At 54.7% G+C, this 19511-nt stretch carries 20 protein-coding genes and 3 tRNA genes; 19 read left to right on the top strand and 4 right to left on the bottom strand.

Translation table 11 applies throughout. From position 1 onward, the window contains the following. Positions 1 to 61 precede the first annotated feature (61 nt). From EFB11_RS13255 to EFB11_RS13215, 9 genes are all read left to right on the top strand, one after another. Positions 62 to 793 carry a 16S rRNA (uracil(1498)-N(3))-methyltransferase gene (locus EFB11_RS13255; RefSeq protein WP_122790658.1) on the top strand — a complete coding sequence of 244 codons (732 nt, stop codon included), beginning with the start codon at positions 62 to 64 and terminating at the stop codon, positions 791 to 793. A 55-nt stretch (positions 794 to 848) separates the two neighbouring features. Beyond that, positions 849 to 1610, top strand: a complete 762-nt coding sequence (locus EFB11_RS13250) for a hypothetical protein (protein ID WP_164706774.1) — start codon at positions 849 to 851, stop codon at positions 1608 to 1610. Positions 1611 to 1671: 61 nt separating this feature from the next. Continuing rightward, complete coding sequence (locus tag EFB11_RS13245) at positions 1672 to 2442, top strand: transglutaminase domain-containing protein (RefSeq protein WP_164706773.1); 771 nt, start codon at positions 1672 to 1674, stop codon at positions 2440 to 2442. A gap of 126 nt (positions 2443 to 2568) precedes the next feature. Beyond that, positions 2569 to 2645: transfer RNA gene (locus EFB11_RS13240), tRNA-Met, on the top strand. A 5-nt stretch (positions 2646 to 2650) separates the two neighbouring features. Then, a tRNA-Glu gene (locus tag EFB11_RS13235) sits at positions 2651 to 2725 on the top strand. Positions 2726 to 2727: 2 nt separating this feature from the next. Then, positions 2728 to 2803 (top strand) — tRNA-Val (locus EFB11_RS13230). Positions 2804 to 3259: 456 nt separating this feature from the next. After that, positions 3260 to 3520 carry an HPr family phosphocarrier protein gene (locus EFB11_RS13225; RefSeq protein ID WP_122790655.1) on the top strand — a complete coding sequence of 87 codons (261 nt, stop codon included), beginning with the start codon at positions 3260 to 3262 and terminating at the stop codon, positions 3518 to 3520. Positions 3521 to 3551: 31 nt separating this feature from the next. Then, positions 3552 to 5162: a BglG family transcription antiterminator gene (locus EFB11_RS13220; protein ID WP_122790654.1), complete on the top strand. Its 1611-nt coding sequence runs from the start codon at positions 3552 to 3554 to the stop codon at positions 5160 to 5162. A 3-nt stretch (positions 5163 to 5165) separates the two neighbouring features. Then, positions 5166 to 5621 (top strand): PTS sugar transporter subunit IIA, encoded by a 456-nt coding sequence (locus EFB11_RS13215; RefSeq protein WP_122790653.1) that lies wholly within the window; start codon positions 5166 to 5168, stop codon positions 5619 to 5621. A gap of 164 nt (positions 5622 to 5785) precedes the next feature. On the opposite strand, the gene EFB11_RS13210 is transcribed toward EFB11_RS13215, so the two are convergent. Further along, complete coding sequence (locus EFB11_RS13210; protein WP_122788753.1) at positions 5786 to 7009, bottom strand: IS110 family transposase; 1224 nt, start codon at positions 7007 to 7009, stop codon at positions 5786 to 5788. 341 nt (positions 7010 to 7350) lie between these two features. On the opposite strand from EFB11_RS13210, the gene EFB11_RS13205 reads away from it, so the two are divergent. The 6 genes from EFB11_RS13205 to EFB11_RS13180 are packed head-to-tail and all read left to right on the top strand — an operon-like array spanning position 7351 to position 12446. Further along, the gene (locus tag EFB11_RS13205) at positions 7351 to 7644 is read left to right on the top strand and encodes a PTS fructose transporter subunit IIB (RefSeq protein WP_122790652.1); all 294 of its coding nucleotides are present in this window, start codon (positions 7351 to 7353) and stop codon (positions 7642 to 7644) included. Between the two features lie 38 nt (positions 7645 to 7682). Next, positions 7683 to 9083, top strand: coding sequence for a PTS galactitol transporter subunit IIC (locus EFB11_RS13200; protein ID WP_122790651.1), 1401 nt, complete (start codon positions 7683 to 7685; stop codon positions 9081 to 9083). 28 nt (positions 9084 to 9111) lie between these two features. Next, complete coding sequence (locus tag EFB11_RS13195; protein ID WP_122790650.1) at positions 9112 to 10200, top strand: 2-hydroxyacid dehydrogenase; 1089 nt, start codon at positions 9112 to 9114, stop codon at positions 10198 to 10200. Between the two features lie 32 nt (positions 10201 to 10232). Beyond that, positions 10233 to 10880 carry a class II aldolase/adducin family protein gene (locus EFB11_RS13190; protein ID WP_122790649.1) on the top strand — a complete coding sequence of 216 codons (648 nt, stop codon included), beginning with the start codon at positions 10233 to 10235 and terminating at the stop codon, positions 10878 to 10880. A gap of 12 nt (positions 10881 to 10892) precedes the next feature. After that, on the top strand, positions 10893 to 12077 hold the full coding sequence (locus EFB11_RS13185) for an iron-containing alcohol dehydrogenase (protein WP_122790648.1): 1185 nt from the start codon (positions 10893 to 10895) through the stop codon (positions 12075 to 12077). Between the two features lie 21 nt (positions 12078 to 12098). Next, entirely contained in the window at positions 12099 to 12446 is a 348-nt protein-coding gene (locus EFB11_RS13180) for a hypothetical protein (protein WP_122790647.1), read from the top strand. A 34-nt stretch (positions 12447 to 12480) separates the two neighbouring features. On the opposite strand, the gene EFB11_RS13175 is transcribed toward EFB11_RS13180, so the two are convergent. The 3 genes from EFB11_RS13175 to EFB11_RS13165 form a co-directional block, all read right to left on the bottom strand. After that, positions 12481 to 13002, bottom strand: coding sequence for a DedA family protein (locus tag EFB11_RS13175; RefSeq protein ID WP_122790646.1), 522 nt, complete (start codon positions 13000 to 13002; stop codon positions 12481 to 12483). 98 nt (positions 13003 to 13100) lie between these two features. Further along, positions 13101 to 13376 carry a hypothetical protein gene (locus EFB11_RS17050; RefSeq protein ID WP_206424192.1) on the bottom strand — a complete coding sequence of 92 codons (276 nt, stop codon included), beginning with the start codon at positions 13374 to 13376 and terminating at the stop codon, positions 13101 to 13103. Between the two features lie 66 nt (positions 13377 to 13442). Next, a complete protein-coding gene (locus EFB11_RS13165; protein WP_122790645.1) occupies positions 13443 to 15800 on the bottom strand; it encodes a SpoIIE family protein phosphatase in 2358 nt (785 codons plus the stop codon). A 318-nt stretch (positions 15801 to 16118) separates the two neighbouring features. Between EFB11_RS13165 and dusB the strand changes: the two genes are divergently transcribed. From dusB to EFB11_RS13145, 4 genes are all read left to right on the top strand, one after another. Then, positions 16119 to 17087, top strand: a complete 969-nt coding sequence (dusB, locus tag EFB11_RS13160; protein WP_122790644.1) for a tRNA dihydrouridine synthase DusB — start codon at positions 16119 to 16121, stop codon at positions 17085 to 17087. 18 nt (positions 17088 to 17105) lie between these two features. Continuing rightward, positions 17106 to 17717, top strand: a complete 612-nt coding sequence (locus tag EFB11_RS13155; RefSeq protein ID WP_122790643.1) for an RNA polymerase sigma factor — start codon at positions 17106 to 17108, stop codon at positions 17715 to 17717. Beyond that, a complete protein-coding gene (locus tag EFB11_RS13150) occupies positions 17704 to 18693 on the top strand; it encodes an anti-sigma factor family protein (RefSeq protein WP_122790642.1) in 990 nt (329 codons plus the stop codon). The genes EFB11_RS13155 and EFB11_RS13150 overlap by 14 nt, the downstream gene beginning before the upstream one ends. Positions 18694 to 18779: 86 nt before the next feature. Further along, complete coding sequence (locus EFB11_RS13145; protein ID WP_122790641.1) at positions 18780 to 19253, top strand: YbaK/EbsC family protein; 474 nt, start codon at positions 18780 to 18782, stop codon at positions 19251 to 19253. Positions 19254 to 19511 lie beyond the last annotated feature (258 nt).

Raw genomic sequence — 19511 nt, 5'->3', positions numbered from 1 at the left:
CTGCGGGTGCTGCCTGCACGCCGGCATCGTTCGACGGCGGCGAGAACAGGAGGGAAGCCCCATGCCAAGGTTTTTTATCGATTCTCCACCGGTGGATGGCAAGGCCGTTGTCACCGGGGAGGACGCACATCATATGCTCAAAGTGCTGCGCATGAAGGCAGGCGAAAGCCTGATTCTGTGCGACGGCCAGGGGCACGATTATTCCTGCACATTTATGCAGGCAAACGGCGACACAGCCGAATGCCAGGTGCAGGAGGTTTTACCATCGCAAGGCGAACCCAATGTGCGGGTGACGCTGTATATGGGCCTGCCCAAAGGCGATAAAATGGATTTTATCGTCCAGAAGGCAGTCGAACTCGGCGCGGTCGAAATCGTACCGTTTTTAGCCGAGCGGAGCGTATCCCGCCCGGATGCAAAGACGCTTCGTAAAAAATGCGAACGGTGGCGCAAGATCGCCCGAGAGGCTGCCATGCAATGCGGCCGGGGCTGTGTGCCGGTTGTGGGGGAACCGCTCACACAGAAGCAGGCTGCCGAACAGGCAGCGACCTGCGATGCGCCGTTGTTTTTATATGAGGATGAACGGGAAGTTGGCATCCGGCAGGCGCTTCGGGGAAAGCAGCCGCGCTCGGTGGCGCTGATGATCGGCCCGGAAGGCGGGTTTGCCCCCGCAGAGGCCGAAACGGCCAAACAGGCCGGGATGCAAAGCGTATCCCTTGGCCCGCGCATCCTGCGGTGCGAAACCGCGCCGCTCGCCGCGCTGAGCGTGGTGATGTATGAGACCGGTAACCTGTAAGGCCGGAATAAAGAAATCTTGAAGACTGGAGTTGGTTTTTTTGGCGGCAAAAAACATGCCTCAAAAGAAGGAAGATTACATTACAAATAAGGTGCTCGCCGTATTTACCGTCTGCTTGGGCGGCGTGCTGATCTTGATGGGCCTGAAAAAGCTGATCGATTTCGGTACCACCTTCCTGATCGGCATGATGGTAGTCCGTATCCTGATGGGGGTCGCGGCTTTGGGCGTACTGGTCGGCATTTTCCTGGCCGTGCGCGAAAAGAAAAACGGTGTGGATAACACCTATCGCATCCTGACAGGACGCAATATCATCATCGTGTTTGCGGCGGCCTTTGTCATTCTGGCCTTGGTGCATCACTACGGTTTCCCGATTTTCAAGGTGTTCTATGGCCTGCTGCCGGTGCTGGCAGTGTATTATCTGATCTACCACTCCTATCAGCCGGAATTTTGTGTGATGTCGGTCGATTGTGGAGTCGCGATCGCGATGCTGCTGATCGTGCGTCGTGCACAGATCAGTGCTAACGTGAAGTATCTGGCGTGGGTGGCTGCGGCGCTGTGCATCGCGCTGGCCATTGTACAGATTGCAGCAGTGCTGCAGATCAAAAAGGCTGGCAGCAAGCTCAAGCTGGGCACCCATAAATGGGATTTCCGCTTCTCGTCCAATGCCTACGGCATGATGCTGGCAACGCCGGTCATCATGGCAGCGTTGGTTACGCTGGGCGCGGCTATGGGGCTGACTATTGCGCTGTATGCGATTTTTGTAGCTGCTGCGTACCTGTTTGTCACAGCGGTCTATTATACGGTAAAACTCATGTAAGAGGAAAAAGAGGCGGATGGCTCGGAGCTGTCCGCTTATTTTTTTCAGAAAGGAGTGCGCCATGAAACGGTGGCTTTGTCTGTTGCTGCTTGTGGGGACCTTGTCCGGATGCAGTTTGCTCATGCCTGCAGAAACCGCATCGACGCCAATCGATGCTGCGATGAAAACGGTGGACGTGTTAGCCGATGGCTCGGACAGCATCCGTCTGCGTGGCGCAGAGCTGGACGGGGATGAATTATTCCAGGCCATGGAGGCCGTATGGCCGTATGCCTTTACGATGGGTATGACGGTCTATGGCGATGGGACGACCGAAGTGAAGATCGAAGTGGCCGACCAGGCACGGCAGGAACAGGCTGCGACCCTGGCGCGTGGGATGGCCGAGCAGGCGACCGAGGGGCTCACCGACGAACGGGAAAAGCTGCGGGCGCTGCACGATGCTCTGGTGCGGCATTGCGTGTATGACGTGGAGACCGCTGAGAATGAGAGCAGCGTGGATGGCTCCAGTGCGCCCTTTACGGCATACGGTGCCCTGATCGATGGCAAGGCGGTCTGTGCGGGCTATGCGCGCGCCTTTGTGCTGCTGTGTCAGGCCGCGGGACTGGACGCCATTTATGTGGCCGACGATAGCATGAACCATGGATGGAATGCAGTGCGTGTGGATGGAGAAACGTACTTCATTGATTGCACCTTTGACGACCCGGTACCCGACCAGGGGGAATATGTTTCCGACGATTATTTTATGCTCACGACCGAGCAACTGCAAAGTACCCATGTTTGGGATGCAGAATTTTATGAACGGGTTATGGACGCAAAATGGGGCGTTTCGACGTAAAAACAGCATATATTCTGGTGCATCAGAAAAAACAAAAAAATATGAAAAAATATGTTGACAAATGGGTAGTGATGCCGTATAATAAATCATGTCGCTGGTGAGAACAAGCCGGTGAGCAAAAGAAATGGCGGTATAGCTTAGTTGGCTAGAGCGTTCGGTTCATACCCGAAAGGTCACTGGTTCAAGTCCAGTTACCGCTACCATATTCGGCCCGTTGGTCAAGTGGTTAAGACACCGCCCTTTCACGGCGGTAACACGAGTTCGAATCTCGTACGGGTCACCAATGGAAGTTTAGCTCAGCTGGGAGAGCATCTGCCTTACAAGCAGAGGGTCACAGGTTCGAGCCCTGTAACTTCCACCAGAAACGAAGGCATTCACAAACGTGAGTGCCTTTTTTCGTGTTTGCGAAAGGCCAAAGGAACGGGCTTCGTTCATCACAAAAAGCACTCACAAAAGTGAGTGCTTTTTTTATGCTCGTCACCAAGAGGAAAACACAAGATTTTTTATACTCCGAATGGCAAAGAGCAAGAATTGTGTTCCAAAAAAGAGTTAACATGAAAAAACAGGGTGAAAAATAAAAATATAGGAAATTTATTGGTAAAAACCAATAAATAAGCTTTTGGATATCGGATGATTTGACGAATCAAAAATGTGTAGAATTCAATATTTGGAAACAAAAAATGTGATTTTTAAAGCGACACAATCTTTGCACAAACTGCTGAAAATGATCAAAAACTTGGTATTTTTCCCGAGAAACCGGTGTGATATCATGAAATCACCAAGCAGATGACAGACGAAATGCAAGGGAGGAATCGATGTGGTTACAAAACGAATCATCATACAAAACAAAACCGGGATTCACGCCAGACCGGCGAGCGATCTGGTGAATTTGTGCAAGCAGTTCCCATGCGACATAAAGATCCTGGCAAATGGCAAAGCCCATGACGCTAAAAAAATTATGAACCTTCTTTTGGCCGGTCTAGTGAAGGGTACAGAACTCACCGTTCAGACCAATGGGCAGGAAGAAAAGGAAGCATTGGAAAAAGTCACCGCGTTCATTTTGGATCTGAAAGAATGATCTCGTAAACCCAAGACAGGAGGGATGAGGAATGGAGATAAATAGTCGGATGAGTTCCATTCTATATCTGATATTGGCGTCCAATGGCCAGATTCATACGGATAGCCTGTTGGACGAGATCGGTTTATCCCGCCGGGCACTGCAGTATGACCTTACCAAGATCAATACCTGCTTAGCCGATCATCATATCCCACCGATCCAAGTGAAAAATGGAAATTGCATCGTGCAAACCGAAAGCATCCCCGAAATCGAGCAGCTTTTGCAGACCCGGGCATCCTACTTGGCTTCCAGCCAGGAACGGATGACATTGGAAGCCATTTTCATTGCCCTCGATAACAATCAAACCACATTGGAAGGATTGCGGCAGGAATTGGATGTAAGCAAAAATACCATTCAATCGGATTTGCGTGTACTCAAGGAGCGGGTGACCGACAGCGGATTGCGGCTGCAATTTTCCCATAAGGACGGCTATTATTTTGAAGGCAAGGAACTGGCGATCCGTAATTTTATCTCGGATGAACTCAGTACAGTGAAAAATCGCGGCGTATGGCAGATGATCATTCAGCTGCTCAACCGGTCGGTGTGTCAAGTGCTGCAATGCAAGGAATGGGATGCCTATCGCACGGTGATTGCTGCCATTCAGCGCTATGGGGATGCGATTGCAGCCAGCTTTGTGGAGCAGTTTGTCCGGCATACAGCGGTGATGATCCTGGCAGCCGTTATCCGTGATCATATGACCGGACAGCCAATCGCCTTTGATCCCATGGAACGAAGGACATTGTGCTATACCGAAGAATTGGAACAGGTCAAAGATATGCTGCGGCAACTGGCTGCGGACCAGATTGTCCTACCCAAAGACGAAGAATTCTATGTGGCGTATTTGCTGCTGGGTATGAAACGTTTTGCGTTTGAAGGACAGTCCAATGGCGACATCATGGAAATGGTCGATGCTTTTTTGCGGAATTTGGAGATCAATCTGGGAAAACCCATTGAACGCAAACAGCAATTGCGGGAAAAAATAGCGTTGCACATGGGACCCATGTATTATCGGCTCAAACTGGGGTTTCACAGCAGCAATGCCTTGTTGGAAGATATCAAACAGATGTATCCGTGGGGCTTTGCCATTGTAGAACAGAGCATTGAGGGGATGGAAGGTGAAATTGCCAGCCTGATTACCGAAGATGAAATCGCATTTTTGGTAATGTTTGTCGAAAGCCATATGGCAGAACTGAAGATCGATGAGACCCGCCGGGATGCCTGCAAAATCCTGATCGTTTGCGGCGCCGGAGTCTCCACTTCGGTTTTTGTGCGCGCACAGCTGCAAGACCTGGTGGGTGAGGGATATCAATTTGAATTGAGCTCTGCATCTAAGCTGCAAGAACGAGATTTGACCGAATACAATCTGATCATTTCTACTATACGGGATACTCGTTTGCCGTCGGGAACCATCTATGTATCGGCTATTTTGGATGAAAAAGACATCGCGGATATCATTGACCGGTTATGTGATACGCCCTTGTCCATTACGCATACAACGGTCAATGAAATTGTAGAAGCATTTGCGGGGCATGTGAAGTCCAAGGACGAGCTGAAAAATATTAAGCAGAGCCTATTTGAATACTTTTGCAAAAGGAGGGATTGATCGGTGTCAATTATTGACAGACGACATGTATTGGTAGGGCTTTCGGCTTCCGGAAGGGAAGATGCACTGCGTAAAGTAGCTGGCCTGCTGCGCAGTACGGACTGTGTCAAAGAAAGTTTTACCGATGCGGTCTTGGCACGGGAGGAGGTTTATCCAACGGGACTCAACCTCAAATACAATGCCATTGCCATGCCGCATACCGATCCTCAGCATGTCAACCGACCGGGCATTGCCTTGGTGAAGCTGGACAAGCCGGTGGAGTTTTGGCATATGGGCGGATCAGGTGAACTGGTACAGGCCGAGATGATTTTTATGATGGCCATTACCGACCCAGAAGAGCAGATCAACAATTTAAAAAAAGTGATGCAGGTTTTTTTGGATGCTGATCTGGTCGCGAAATTCCGCAATGCGCGGGATGCGGATGAACTTTATGCCTTGGGCAAACAATATTTCGAATAATGGTTTTAGTCCAATGGTATGAAGTCAAGTAGGTGATGCAAGAAAATTTCAAATGGGAATGAGTAAAAAGGACCATGTAGGCAGGAAAAAGACAACACCAATCCAAGCCCTGTCCCTGAGTTTTTTGAAACAGGGCCTATGCGCCAGAGCGGCAAGCGGTACGCTCAGCCCTCCGGCAGGATATACAGGCGGTTGTCCTTCAGCAGCCGAAAGATCAACCGAACCAGTTTTCTGGCAGTGAGAGCGAGTGCGCGTTTATGCTGATACTTGTTGACCTCTTGATACTTGAGGTCATAGTAGCGCCGGAACTCGGAATCGCATCTTCTCACAGAGTTGGCGGCTTCCAGCAGGTAGTAGCGGAGATAGCGGTTGCCGGACTTGATCATCCGGGAGTGTTCAGCCTCAAATTCACCGGACTGGTGCTGTGTCCAGACAAGGCCGGCGAACTTGGCAACCGAGGCTTGAGAGCTGAAACGGTGAATGTCGCCGATCTCGGCGATGATCCCGGCGGAGTAGACCTTGCCAATCCCGGGGATAGAGGTCAGGGTGTTGGGAATGATTTCAAACTGCTGTTCAATGGCCTTGTCCAACACCTTGACCTGCTTTTCCAGAGCCCGCATAGAGGCAATAGAGACTGCCATCGCCTGATTTACAGAATTGTTCACAGTAACAGGCAGGCGGTAAGAGTCTCTGGCGGCAGTTCGAATAACCTTGGCTTTGGCAGCCGGGTCAGCGAAGTTTCTGCCCTTCTCATCCAGAAAGGCAGTCAGTTCGTCCAGGTCGGCGTTTGCCAGATCATCCACAGTTTCAAACCGCTCCATGAGCGCGATAGTGGTGGCGCTGGTGTTCTGGATGTCCTTGTCCTGGGCTATGCCGGAGCATTTGAGGAATAAGTAGTTAGCGAATCTCTGTTTCTCCCGGGTCAGGTTTTGGATCACGTCAAACCTGGCCCTGGTAAGGGTCCTGAGCGCCTGGTAGCGGTAGTCGTCCATATAGACCTCCTTGGCGATCCTGCCGAAACGGAGATGGTCGGCAATCACAAAGGCGTCCACAAAGTCATTCTTGGGCAGGTCGGGATAGGCTTCCTTGAACTTTTTGACCTGCTTTGGATTCAGGACATGGATCTTCCGCTGGAACCGGCCCAGGCTGCCATCCTCCCGGAGAGCGTAAACCAAGCTGTCTCCGTAGATGGAGGTGGCCTCCAGGCCGATCACCACATCGCTGAGCTGCATGGAACGCAGTGCCGACACGATCTTCTCTGATAACAGTTTAGCACCACCCAGGTTGTTCTGTATGGAAAAGCTGGAGTGCTTGCTGCCGTCGGGTTTCATCAGGTAGGCCACATTGTTTCTGCTGCTCACATCAATGCCAACGAATAGTGGGTTCATAATTTTCACCTCCCCACATGGAGATTTCAGGCCAGCAGGCTTTGAGATACCCATGATAACCGAAGCATCCGCAACCTCGCGTATCAGAATCATTCCGGGGCAGACCAATGCGAAAGCCCTCACTGCTGAAAGGGCGGCCTTGCCTCCGGCAAACAGCCAATGAGTTTGCAGCTGACTTCCGGCTCAGGGGAACAGACTAAAAATGAAGCAGCCTTGTGGCTCAACAAGGAGGTGGAGAGCTTGACCCTGCTGTCCTACAGCTATTGTATCACGGGCATCTCAATGCCTGCTGATGCCTGAAATTATTAACTTTGAATCTTATTATACGAGGAGGTTTTGATATGAAAAAGGTATGTGTATTGTGCGTTTGTGGTTCGGGGACCGTCACTTCTTCGATGCTGGCAGCCAAGCTCAAAGAAAAACTGGCTGAAAAGGGCTATGATGCCGATTGCATCGAAACCAATCCGGGCGGCGTAGAATCGACGATGAGTTCGCATCCGGTCGATTTCATGGCATGTTCCAGCCCGGTACCGGGGGATTATGGTGTGCCCAAATTGGCTGCGACCTCTTTCCTGATCGGGCTGGATGAAGAAGGCTTTATGGAAGAGGTTTTGGAAGTGCTCAAGGATAAATAAAGGCAAGCCGGGATGAAGGTGGGAAAGGAGCAATCTTCATGTTAGATGCAATGCAAAATATATTCAATGCGTTTGGTGCGATTGTATTTGTGCCAATCATCCTGTTCATTGTGGCAAAATTCATGGGCGTGCCCAGCAAAAAAGCAATCGACTGTGCGATTCTTTCGGCCATCGGCCTGGAAGGGTTTACGCTGATTATCAATTCGTACTCCGGAATCATTAGCCCCATCATTGAACAAATGGTAGAAACCACGGGCGTCAGCCTGGAAATCGTGGACATCGGCTGGCAGGCTACCTCGGTGGTGGCGTATTCAACGACCATTGGCGTCATTTTCTTTGCCATTGCAATTGTCTTGCAGCTTGTCCTGTATTTCTGTAAGTTTACCAATGTCTTTATGGTCAGTGATTTATGGAACAACTATGGCTTTATGGTTTGGGGCTCCATGTTGTATCTGCTGACCCATAACATCTTCCTGGCGTTCCTTCTGATGATTGTTCAGAACCTGTATTGTCTGCTGTTTTCCGAAGTGCTCGCCAAACGGTTTTCGACATATTATGGCTATCCCAACTGTTGCATGAGTGTGCCGATGCACATGGACGCGGTCCCGTTTGCGATTGTGATGAATTTCCTGCTCAATAAACTGGGCTTTCATAAGATCAAGGCCAGCCCCAAGGCATTGGCGGATAAAGCCGGTATGCTGGCAGACCCCAAGGTCATTGGCATGATCTTAGGCGCTATTATTGCGATCATCAGCTATTCAGGAAGTTTGGGCGAACTGGGAAGCTGGGGTGCAATTGCGACCTGCGCGATTGCCACGTCGGCGATTATGACCATTTTCCCCAAAGTCGCCGGTATTTTTGCTTCGGCGTTTACACCGTTGTCGTCCGCATATGCCAAAAAAGCCGCCGCAAGTGGCAAGGGACGCACCTGGTATATTGCTATTAACGATGCGGTCGCCTATGGCGAAACGGCAACCCTGACCACCGGCATTATCTTAATGCCGATTCTGCTGGTCATCGCGTTCATTCTGCCCGGCAACAAGTTTTTGCCGCTGGTTGATTTATGCGCAATTCCGTACATGATTGAAGTATTTATTTGCGTCACCAATGGCAACATTGTCAAGAGCACCATTTGCGGCACCATCTGGTATACCATCGGCCTTCTGTGCATTACCGCAGTATCTCCCTATTTTACCCAGGTCGCGGCATCGGTCGGTGTTGAGATGGCCATTGCGGGTACATTGGTGGCAAGCTTTGGTGTTATGGGACGTCCGCTCAACTGCCTGTCGTTCTTGGCGTTCCTCAGCGGCAATCCAGTCATCATTGGTGGTGTCATTGTCCTATATGTCATCCTATATGTGGCCTTTAAATGCAAAGGGCAAGTTCTGGTCGACTACATGGAAAACTGCAACGAAATTCCCCAGACGGGCAGAGCCTGAAAATTTTTAGACAAAGGGAGGAAGTTAGATGTTGGATACACTTATCCAGAATAAGGAGAACGTTCTGGTGATTGGCGATGTGTTTGTATCGTGCGAAACCATGGCGGATGCTGTCCGGCAGTCAGCCATTCCGGTGGGACAAATGCACACGGTTTTTTGGGGCGAGCATTCGGTGGAGTCCTTCTCGCAAAAGCAGGTCAATATCGAAAAAAATGGACCGGATGCCGAGCCGTATCCGGCTGAGATCGATGCCTGCATTCAAGATGTCCATGTGTTGATGACCCATTTTGCTCCCATTCCAGGGCACCTGATTGAAAAAGCCAAAAATCTGCGCTGTATCCTGACCTGCCGCGGCGGATTGGAACACATCGATGTGCAGGCCGCCAGTGCGCGCAATATTCCAGTAATCAACGTCATCCGCAACGCCGAACCGGTGGCTGATTTTACCTTGGGCCTGATCCTGGCGCTCACGCGCAACATTGCTACCGCCCATACCAAATTGATCGCAGGGGAATGGTCCAAGTCTTATCCTAATTATGAGTATACGACCACGCTCAGCAATCTGACGATTGGTCTGGCTGGACTGGGGAATGTAGGATTGGAAATTGCCAAGCGGCTGAAAGCCCTTGGGGTCAAGACCTTGGGATTTGATGAGTATGTAACGCAGGAGCGGCTGGAGAAGAACGGATTGGGCGATCTGGTACGGGTAGACCGGCTAGAGGACTTGTTTAAAACAGCCGATGTTATCAGTTTGCACCTGCGCCTGACCGAAGAAACACGGGGGATGATCGACCGGCGGTATTTCAGCCTGATGAAGCCAAGCAGTTATTTTATCAATACCTCGCGCGGCGGACTCGTCAAGCAGGCCGACCTGATCGAAACGCTGCGCGCGCACCGGATTGCCGGGGCAGCGCTGGATGTGTTCGAAAAAGAGCCAGTAACACGGGAGACCGGATTTGTCGGGCTGGATAATATCATCGTTACTCCGCACATTGCCGGGGACACGGTCAGCGCTGTGCCCAAATCCCCGTATCTGCTCATGCGCGAATTTGACAGCATGTGCCGGACCGACAATCCGGAACGAATGGTCAATTTTAAAAACATCCGGCTCAGCTGACCGGAAAAATCGAGAAAAGGAAGGATGCAATTATGAAATACCAAGAGATCCGAGAAAAAGTTCTGGCGGCAGCACAGCAGGCCAATGCAATGGGACTCATCCATGGCACTTGTGGCAATATCTCGATGCGTGACGCCACCGACGATGTCGTTGCGATCACCCCAAGCAATATGCCCTATGATTCATTGAAGCCAGAAGATATCACGGTGATTGACCTGCACGGTAACATCGTGGATGGCGCTTATATTCCGTCGTCCGAAACCCCAATGCATACCGCGGTTTATCGCGCACGACCGGATATCCGAGCAATCGTACATACCCATTCGCTGTATGCGACGGTAATGTCTATGCGGCTGGCTGACTTGGATCGGGCGACGGTGCCGTCGAATATGTATTACCCCATCCATACGGCGCCGTTTGCGATGCCGGGCTCGCAGGAACTGGCCGATGCCGCCGTCCACGCATTGGGTGAGCAAGGGGATGTTACCCTGCTGCAAAACCATGGCTTGCTGGCTACGGGATCGGATATGGAAGCGGCTATGAACTGTGCGGTCTATGTGGAAGAGGATGCACAGGTCGGGTATTATGCGGCGTTGCTGGGCGTTCCGGCCAGCCGGTATATCCCGGAAGAGGCTGCCCTGAAAATCCGTGCTACGGCGCTGTCCGGCCGCGCGGTATAAGAGGTGCAGACGATGCTCAATTTTCAATTTTGTTTCCCGACTCAGGTGATCTTTGGCGCCGGTGAATTTGCAAAGCTGGGCGATGAGGTCGCGAAATATGGACACCGTGCTCTTTTGGTTGAGCAGCCGGGTCCTTTGGAGAAAAACGGACTGTTTGCACGCGGCGTGCATTTGATGGAACAGGCAGGGATTTCTGTGCTGGAGCTGTCGGGTGTCGAAAGCAACCCGCGCTTGACCAAGATCGAAGAAGGTATCCAGTTGGTGCATGACCATGCGGTGGAAGTCATTGTCGCGATTGGTGGCGGTAGTACCATTGATACTGCCAAGGCCATTGCCCTTGGTGCAGCCGACCCGGCAAGGGGTGATGTTTGGGACTTTTTTGCCGGCGTACGGCCGGTGGAGCAAACACTGCCGGTGGTCGCGGTTTCCACCATTTCTGCAACCGGGGCCGAAACCAGCTGCCATTGTGTGGTGACCAACAACCGAGTGTCCGATCACACTGCCTGGAAAAAATGGGCGGTACACAATACGATCTTATGCCCCAAAACAGCGATCATCGATCCGGAACTGTTGGTATCTGTCCCAGCGCGGCTGACGGCAGCCGGCATGGCAGATACCATCTCCCACATCATTGAAGGTTATTTTGACGGTGTAGACGGCAATCCGATCTCGGATGCGATTGGCGAAGGTATTGTGCGGACGGTTTTGGAAAGCGAAGGCGTGCTGGAGCATCCGGAAGATGTGAATTTACGGGCACAGATCGCTTGGGCTTCCACGCTGGCGATGGGCGGCATTCAGGACTGTGGTCGCTTGAACGCCGGATGGCCAGCCCATTGGATTCAGCATGCCATTGGCGCGCTGACCGATTCTTCCCATGGAGAAGGCCTGGCAGTTATTAACCCGGCGTGGCTGGACTTTATCAATGAAGAAAACCCTGCAAAGTTTGTTCAGTTTACCGAGCGTATTTTCGGCTTGGAGCGTCCGCAGGGCATGCCCGATGTGGAATATGGTCAACTGGGACTGGATGCGCTGCGCGAACGGTTCCGTGCTTGGGGACTGCCGACCTGTTTGCAGGAACTGGGCGTCACGCGGGACATGTTCCCGGCTATCACGGATAGCATTCTTACGAATAACGAATCGTTTCAATTTACCCGCGATCAGATCGAGCGGGTGCTGGAGCGGTGCTACGAAGCATAAAACGATCAAGGAGGGAGCACAGTGCCGGAAAAGGATTGGATGTTATTGGTGGCCCTGATTGTCACCGTCGTTCTGACCCAATGGATGCGGTGTCATAAACAGCAGTTCTATACCCCCATCGCACAAAACCCCAGGATGGAAGGGCATGTGCTCAATCGAAAATATCACCTGCATACCAAACCAGGGGTCAATTACCGCAAAATCAACCGTTGGTATCTGGCAGCTTCGTTGGGGTCCTTTTTGACCGCGGCCGGTGTGGCGGTATGGATGGGATACCTAGCTGGTGCAGCCGCATTTTTGGCGTTTTATCCGCTTGGTTATGTTTTGGTGACTCAAATCGTGGCCCGCACAAATGGTCAGGTCCATTAAAAAAACAGGCGCCCCACAGGGGTGCCTGTTTTCTTTATAGAAAGGATAAGAAACCGCCGTTTAAAAACGCTTCGCTGAAAAAGTAACCGCAGGAAATCAAAATTGTATTCCAAATGGCGATACCCGCCGTCGACCAGACGACATATTCGTGCAGCGGCATGCGGACCAGGCCGGCGGGAATGGATACAATGGTGCGCAGCACCGGGATGAGTCGGCAGACAAACAGTCCCCGTCCGCGTCCCTTTTCCAGATAGTCGTGGCAGCGGTCCATGAAGTGATGAAATTTCGGGCTTTTGCTAAAAGCTTTCGTCAGAAGCGGCGCGCCGCCATAATAACAGATCGCATACATAACAAGGCATCCGGCCAGACTGGCTGCAATCGATATTCCAATCGACAAAATCAAATTGAGCTGACTTTGGCCGATCAGGATACCGACGGCGGGCATGATCACACCGGCCGGAAAACCAGGCAAATTTAGATATTCACAAAAAAACACGGCCGCCATCATCGGCAGGCCATACTGCTGAAAAAGGTCGATAAAATGCTGAACGGTCATAGATGCGCCATCCCCAGATTGTTTTCTTTCATGATAACAACCGGCGGCGGTCTATGCAAGAGCCGCCGCCGGTTGTTTAAAAAGAATTCACAGATCGGTCAAAAAATCCCCAAGATTGCGGTTGCCGCCCATAAAGCACCGACCGCGCTGCTGCCGCCCAGCGCCGCCAGGCCAAGCTGCACCCGGGTATACCGTTTGCGGGAATATCGCCGCACGCGCGGCGTGTGCAGATACCGTTCGGCGACCGCACAGGCCTCCCGCAACACATCGCGTGTGGCATCCTGCTGTTCCCGTACAATGAAAAACGCTTCTTCAAATACCTTGGAGTCGGGCGGCCGCACCACCACGACCCGGCGGGAAATCCCCTTGACCATAACTGCCTCCTCGTTCTTGTGATTTCCCTACCAGTATGCCCAGGACCCGCCAGCTTATACCGGATTTTACAGCGAAGATGGCCGGTGTTCCAGCCGGCATACCAGCGCGGTCAAATCGTCGTTGGAACCCCGTTCGGCAGCCGCGACCACCAGCCGTGCGGCCAGTTCTTTGGGCGTTTCCTTAGCATGCTGCTGCACCAGCGCGCGCAGCCAGCCATCGTCCGAACCGTCGCAGATGCCGTCGGACACCAGGACGAACAAATCTCCCGGCCCCATGCGGATGGGTACGCTCTGGTCGGCGGCCGGTTCGTCGGATAAGCCGACCGGCAGATTGCCGCCCGAAATGCGGATAACCCCGCCGCCGTTTTTCAGGAAGCTGGGCGCGGCTCCGCATTTCAGACACGTCCCCTTGCCGGTAAACAGGTCGAGCATCAGGATGTCGAGCGTCACACCCCGCGTGCCGTCGCAGCGCAGCCGGAAGGCCGGGGCTACCGTGCGCAGCGCGTCGGCAGGCGGGATATTGGCGCGCAGGAATCGCTCCATGAGCGATAGGATGGTGCGGCTGTCCTGGGCGGCCGCGGCACCGGTTCCCATGCCGTCGGCCAGCAGCAGGCAGGCATGGCCGGTTTCGGTGACAAACGACCGCGCCGTATCGCCCGAGACCTTTTCGCCCTGCTTTTGCCGCTGACCGATGCCGACCACGGCGCGATATGGCGCCTGTTCGCGCAGCATCAGGCGGGTGCCGAGCTCGTCCGAAATGCGTTCAGGCTCGGTCAGGCCGACCGATAACACCGCCGACAGCCCGGCGGCAAAGCCCTTTCGCTCGTGCAGGATGGCTTCCATTCCCTCGCCGTCTAGCTCGACCCGCAGCCGCCCGGAGCCGTCGCGGAATACGGCGACTTTATCGATGCGGCCAAAGGCCGACGCATAGCTGCGCACCTGCCGTTCCCGGGCGGGCAGGGAAGCTTGGTCGTGGCCGAGCGTGCCGCCGATCTGCCGTAAAATCCCGGTCAGACCGGCGTATTGCTGGGCAATGAGCGACCGGTTTTCATCACACCGGCGGCGGTATTGCTGTCGCTCGCGCAGCGCGAAAAGCGCCTCGTTCACCGCGCGCAGCAGTTCGGGGAAATGGATGCACCGCTCGGAAAAATGGCGGGGAAAGTCGCCTGCTTCGGCTCGGCCCCGCTTGAGCATGGGGCCGGAGACATCACCCAGCGCGGATAACGTAGCCACATAATCGCGCTGCCAGCAGTCCTTGCAGATCTTGCAGCGGCGGCAGACCTTGTCGGCCGCGCAGTCAAAGATGGCGTGGATGTCCTCGTCAGCCGCCGCCCGGCCGGTCTGGGCGCCGCTCATCATGGCGAGATACATCTCATAAAACGCATCCGACGCTTCGGCAGCATACCGCCCGGCCGAGTGGCGCATGCGCTCAATAGAATCCACGGTATCCTGCCGGGTGGGTAACAGGGTATCGCGTATGTACTGCCAAAGGGTATCGGGTACCATCCAAAACACCAGGGCGGCCAGGGCGCATTCATACAGCGCCGACAGAAACAGCGGATGGTCAATCCCCAGCAAACTGGCCGCGCCGGCAGCCAGCAGGCTGCTGCACACAAAGGCCGGACGGCCCGCGGTGCGGAACGCACCAGCCAGTAGGGCACTGAGCCCATACACACAGGTCAAAAAAGCGCCGCTGCCCGCCGTGACATCCATGGTCACGCCAAAGGCCACACCCAGCGCCGCACCGATGGCGCTGCCACCCAAAAACGCACCGGCCAACGTCATGGTGAAGGCAACCACCCGCGCTGGGGAAACCGCCCCAAACAACACCACATCGCCCAGCGCGACCAGTACGCTGGCCACGACAGCCAGCAGGCCGCCCGGATGCCGCAGATCGCCGCGGCCGCGCGGCGGGGACAGGGCCTGGATGTAACACCAGCTCAGCCCGCCGGTCAGCACACAGGTCGCCAAAAAGCGGAACACCTGTGCCGGCCGCAGCACATCGGGGGTGGGCAGCAACACAAAGTTGCAGCAGGCCATCATCAGGGCGCTCATGAGCGGCATGAACCAGGTGCGCCGGGACCCGGCTGGACGGTGGAAAATCTGTGCGCACACCAGCGTCAGCAGGGAAGCGGCGGCTGCGGTGATCCCCGTCATGCCGCCGCGCAGCAGGATGGCGCCAAAAAAAGCGCCGGCAAACGCGGGATAGCCTTTGCCAAGCGCGGCATATGCGCCGGTCATCGCAACGCCAAGGGGGGCAAACTCCCCGAATACCACGCCGCGCGCAAGCACGGCGCATAGCAGCAGCTGTTTCAGGCCGCCGCTGATCTGGCGCACCTCATCGGTGCGCGTCAGGCGCGTCCAGGTCTCGGCGGCGCGCGCCGCGGCCCGGAAGCTCCTCCTCTCTAAAGTATGCTTGTCCATGGTCGAACCTCCTTGTTTTCCCAGTATAGGCCGCGCCCCGGGGCGCGTTTTGTTGGAAAATACCCAGGGAAATGGCAGGATGAGATTTTGCCGGCTTTTTTTGTGCGCGATCAGGCCGCAAACAGCGGGAAATGGCGTCTTGCAGCGGGCAATGGCGACCGCAGGACAGCGGGAAATGGGGGCGGGCTTGTCATCGGTTTGCAATTTGCAATACCGGGCAAGCTGTGCTATAATATACCGTATTCATGTTAAGTTTTGAAAAGATGCCCGCCCCTTTTGGCGGGCAATTTGCCGAAAAAACGCAGCGGGAGGACAGGTATGCACATTGCAAACGTACCCATCCGCGGCCGGCTCATCCTGGCCCCGATGGCCGGCGTGACCGACCGCGCATTCCGGCAGATCTGCCGGGAGCAGGGCGCAGCCCTGACCGTGACCGAAATGGTCTCGGCCAAGGCCCTGCACTTTGGCGATAAGAAGACCCCGCGCCTGCTGGCGCTCGGCGCAGGTGAGCATCCGGCGGCCGCGCAGATCTTTGGCTCAGAACCCGAAACCATGGCCGAAGGCGCGGTGCGCGCGCGGGAGATTTCGGGCTGCGACATCATTGACATCAACATGGGCTGCCCGGCACCCAAAATTGTAAACAACGGCGACGGCTCGGCGCTCATGCGCGACATCAAAAAAGCCGAAGCCGTCCTGCGCGCGGTGCGCGCGGCGGTCGACTGCCCGGTCACGGTCAAATTCCGCCGGGGCTGGGACGAAAAAAGCGTCAACTGCGTGGAGTTCGCGCAGATGTGCGAACAGGCCGGAGCCGATCTGATCGCCGTCCACGGCCGCACCCGTGCCCAGCAATACGAGGGCAAAGCCGATTGGGACGCCATCGCCCAGGTCAAGCGGGCGGTGCACATCCCGGTGGCCGCCAACGGGGATGTCTTCACCCCCGAGGACGCGGCCGAAATTTTGTCGTACACGGGCGCGGATTTTGCCATGATCGGCCGGGGCGCGCTGGGCAATCCGTGGTTGTTTGCGCGGGCCAATGCCCTGCTGGAAACTGGCAGCGTGCCGCCCGAACCGTCCTTTTTGGAGCGGGTGGACACTGCGGTGCGCCAGATCGAGCTTGCGATGGACGACAAGGGGGAACGGGTCGCGCTGCTCGAAGCGCGCAAACACGTCAACTGGTATCTCAAAGGAGTACCGGGTCTGAAAGAATTTAAAAAGCGGGTCAGCACCCTGACCACGATGGACGAATTATATGCGCTGGCGCAGCAGCTGCGCGCGCTGGCAGACTGACAAAAAGGAGGGCTGTGGATGACAGGGGAGAAGGTACTGCTCCAGCGCGCCAAAAAAGGCGAGATCGCGGCATTTGAAGCGTTGGTGTCTGCCTACGAACGCCGTGTCTATGCGCTGGCCCTGCGTTCGACCGGGTCGGAGGACGATGCAGCCGATATCACCCAAGAGGTCTTTTTGCGCGCCTACCGGTCGCTGGATACCTTCCGGGGGGACAGCGGCTTTTCCACCTGGTTGTACCGCATTACCACCAACCTGTGCGTCGATCTGGCACGTAAAAAGAACAGTGCGCCCACCGATCCGCTTGATGAGGAAGCCATTGGCCGGGTGCCCGAAACGCGCAGCGAACACCGGCCGGAAGAAGCGCTGGAAAGCAGCGAACTACGGCGGGAACTGGACATCGCCCTAAGCATGGTGTCCGAAGAGCATCGCAAGATCGTCATTTTGCGCGATGTGGCGGGCATGACGTATGCCGATATTGCATCGGCACTGTCGATCGAGGAAGGCACGGTCAAGTCGCGTCTGGCGCGGGCACGCGCGGCGCTGCGAAAAATATTGATCGAACGTGGGAACATTTCCTTGCCATCCACGTCTAAACAGACAGGAAGGAGGCGGGAAGATGCCGAATTGTGAATACTTTGAAGAACTCTGTTCGTCCAGTCTGGACGGTGAATTGACCCGGGCCCAAAAGCGGGAGCTGGAAGCCCATTTGGCCGAATGTCCCGCCTGTGCGGCATATTTGGAGGACCTCAAGCTGATTCGTACCGCGTGGGGCGATTTGAAAGAACCCCTGCCCGAACAGCTGCATGAAAAGATCATGAGCGGTATTTTGGAAGAAGCCCAGAGTAAAGTTGTGCCGATGGAAAAGAAGAAACGCCGTCCGCCGGTGTTTACGATGATTGCAGCGGCAGCAGCCTGCGTGATGCTGGTCATGTCCGGTGCGGTCAATGACTTGCTGGGCGGTGTGAAGGTGGAAAATTCGTCGACCGGTGTCGCGGATACCGCGACCGGCGGCGCAGCGATGGAAGAGATTCCGGAATCGGAACAGTCCGACACAATGCTGCCGGAAACGACCGAAATTGTGCCTTCTACCATTGAACCGGCGCAAAGTGCGCAGCCCCAGCCCGAACCGGAGACCGATTCGCAAACCCAGGAAACCTATGGGCGTCAGGCTCCGCCACCGGTGGAAGAATCGACCCAGCAGGAAGAAACAACCGCAGGGGCAGGTTCATCGGCCGCATCCAGTTCGTCGGGGAATGCACCGGCTACGGCTTCGGCAGGTGTACCGCAGATGAATAACCGGCTTGCTGCCGTGAATGGTGCGGAAAAACAAGCGATATCGCTGCCGGAAAATCTTCGGACCCATCAGTTTAGCGGCTGCTATGTCGCGGTGGGCAGCGGAGATGTATCGGTGCTCAAAGACGCATCGCTGTTGGAAAAAATCGATAATGTGTACTATTTCGAAATCCGCAGCAGTGTCAGCAGCATGGATTCCTGCTTGAAAACCTTGCAGGAGAACGGTTTCGAAACCGCTCTGCGGCGGGATGTCGGCGTCACGATCAGTGACAATGCCGAATCGGTTCTGCTCATCCTGGTGCTCCAAGAATGAATCAAACGGAAGGGAGGAAGCCCCCCTTCCGTTTTTGTTTGTTTGCTGCTATAATGGGGAAAAAAGAAACAAAGGAGTCTTTTCCGATGTCCATGGAGCGTGCCAAGGCACATTTGCAGAAAAAAGGATTTTTAGACCGGGTGATCGAACCCGAAGTGCAGACGGCAACCGTAGCTGAAGCGGCGGCAGCGCTTGGCTGCGCGGAAAGTCATATTGCTAAGACGCTGTCTTTTTATGACGGTGAGGACAGCGCGATTCTGATTTTGGCGGCTGGCGATGCCAAAATCGACAACCGCAAATTCAAAGACAAGTTCGGCCGGAAGGCCAAGATGCTGGCGGCCGAGGATGTGGAGCCCATGACCGGGCATGCCATTGGTGGGGTGTGTCCGTTTGGCGTGAACGATGGCGTGCAGATTTACTGCGACGAGTCGCTCAAGCGGTTTGACTATGTATACCCGGCGGCGGGCAATGCGCATTCGGGGGTCAAGCTCACCTGTGAGGAGTTGTTTGGTGCAGCCGATGCGCTGGAATGGATTGATGTTTGCAAGGGATGGGAATGAAATCGATTTTCTGTGCCGCGCGGCGGGGAATGGTTGCCTGACCATTATGCAGGGCACCAAAAGAGGGGGAGGGACCCATGGTCCCTCCCCCTCTTTTGCAATCACCCGCACCCCCTTTTCCCGGCCTACGCATTTTGCAGGCAAAATGCTACTCGGCCATAGGAAGGGCATGGCGTTACGGCAAAATAGTTTATATCGATGGAATGCGGCGGCGCAGTCGCCGCTGCGAGCCGCTACTTTGAGGGTGCGTCGTCCCAC

Source organism: Intestinibacillus sp. Marseille-P6563, assembly GCF_900604335.1.
GTDB lineage: Bacteria > Bacillota > Clostridia > Oscillospirales > Butyricicoccaceae > Butyricicoccus_B.
The sequence above is the reverse complement of the archived record's forward strand: the minus strand, read 5'-3'. Positions and strand labels throughout refer to the sequence as shown.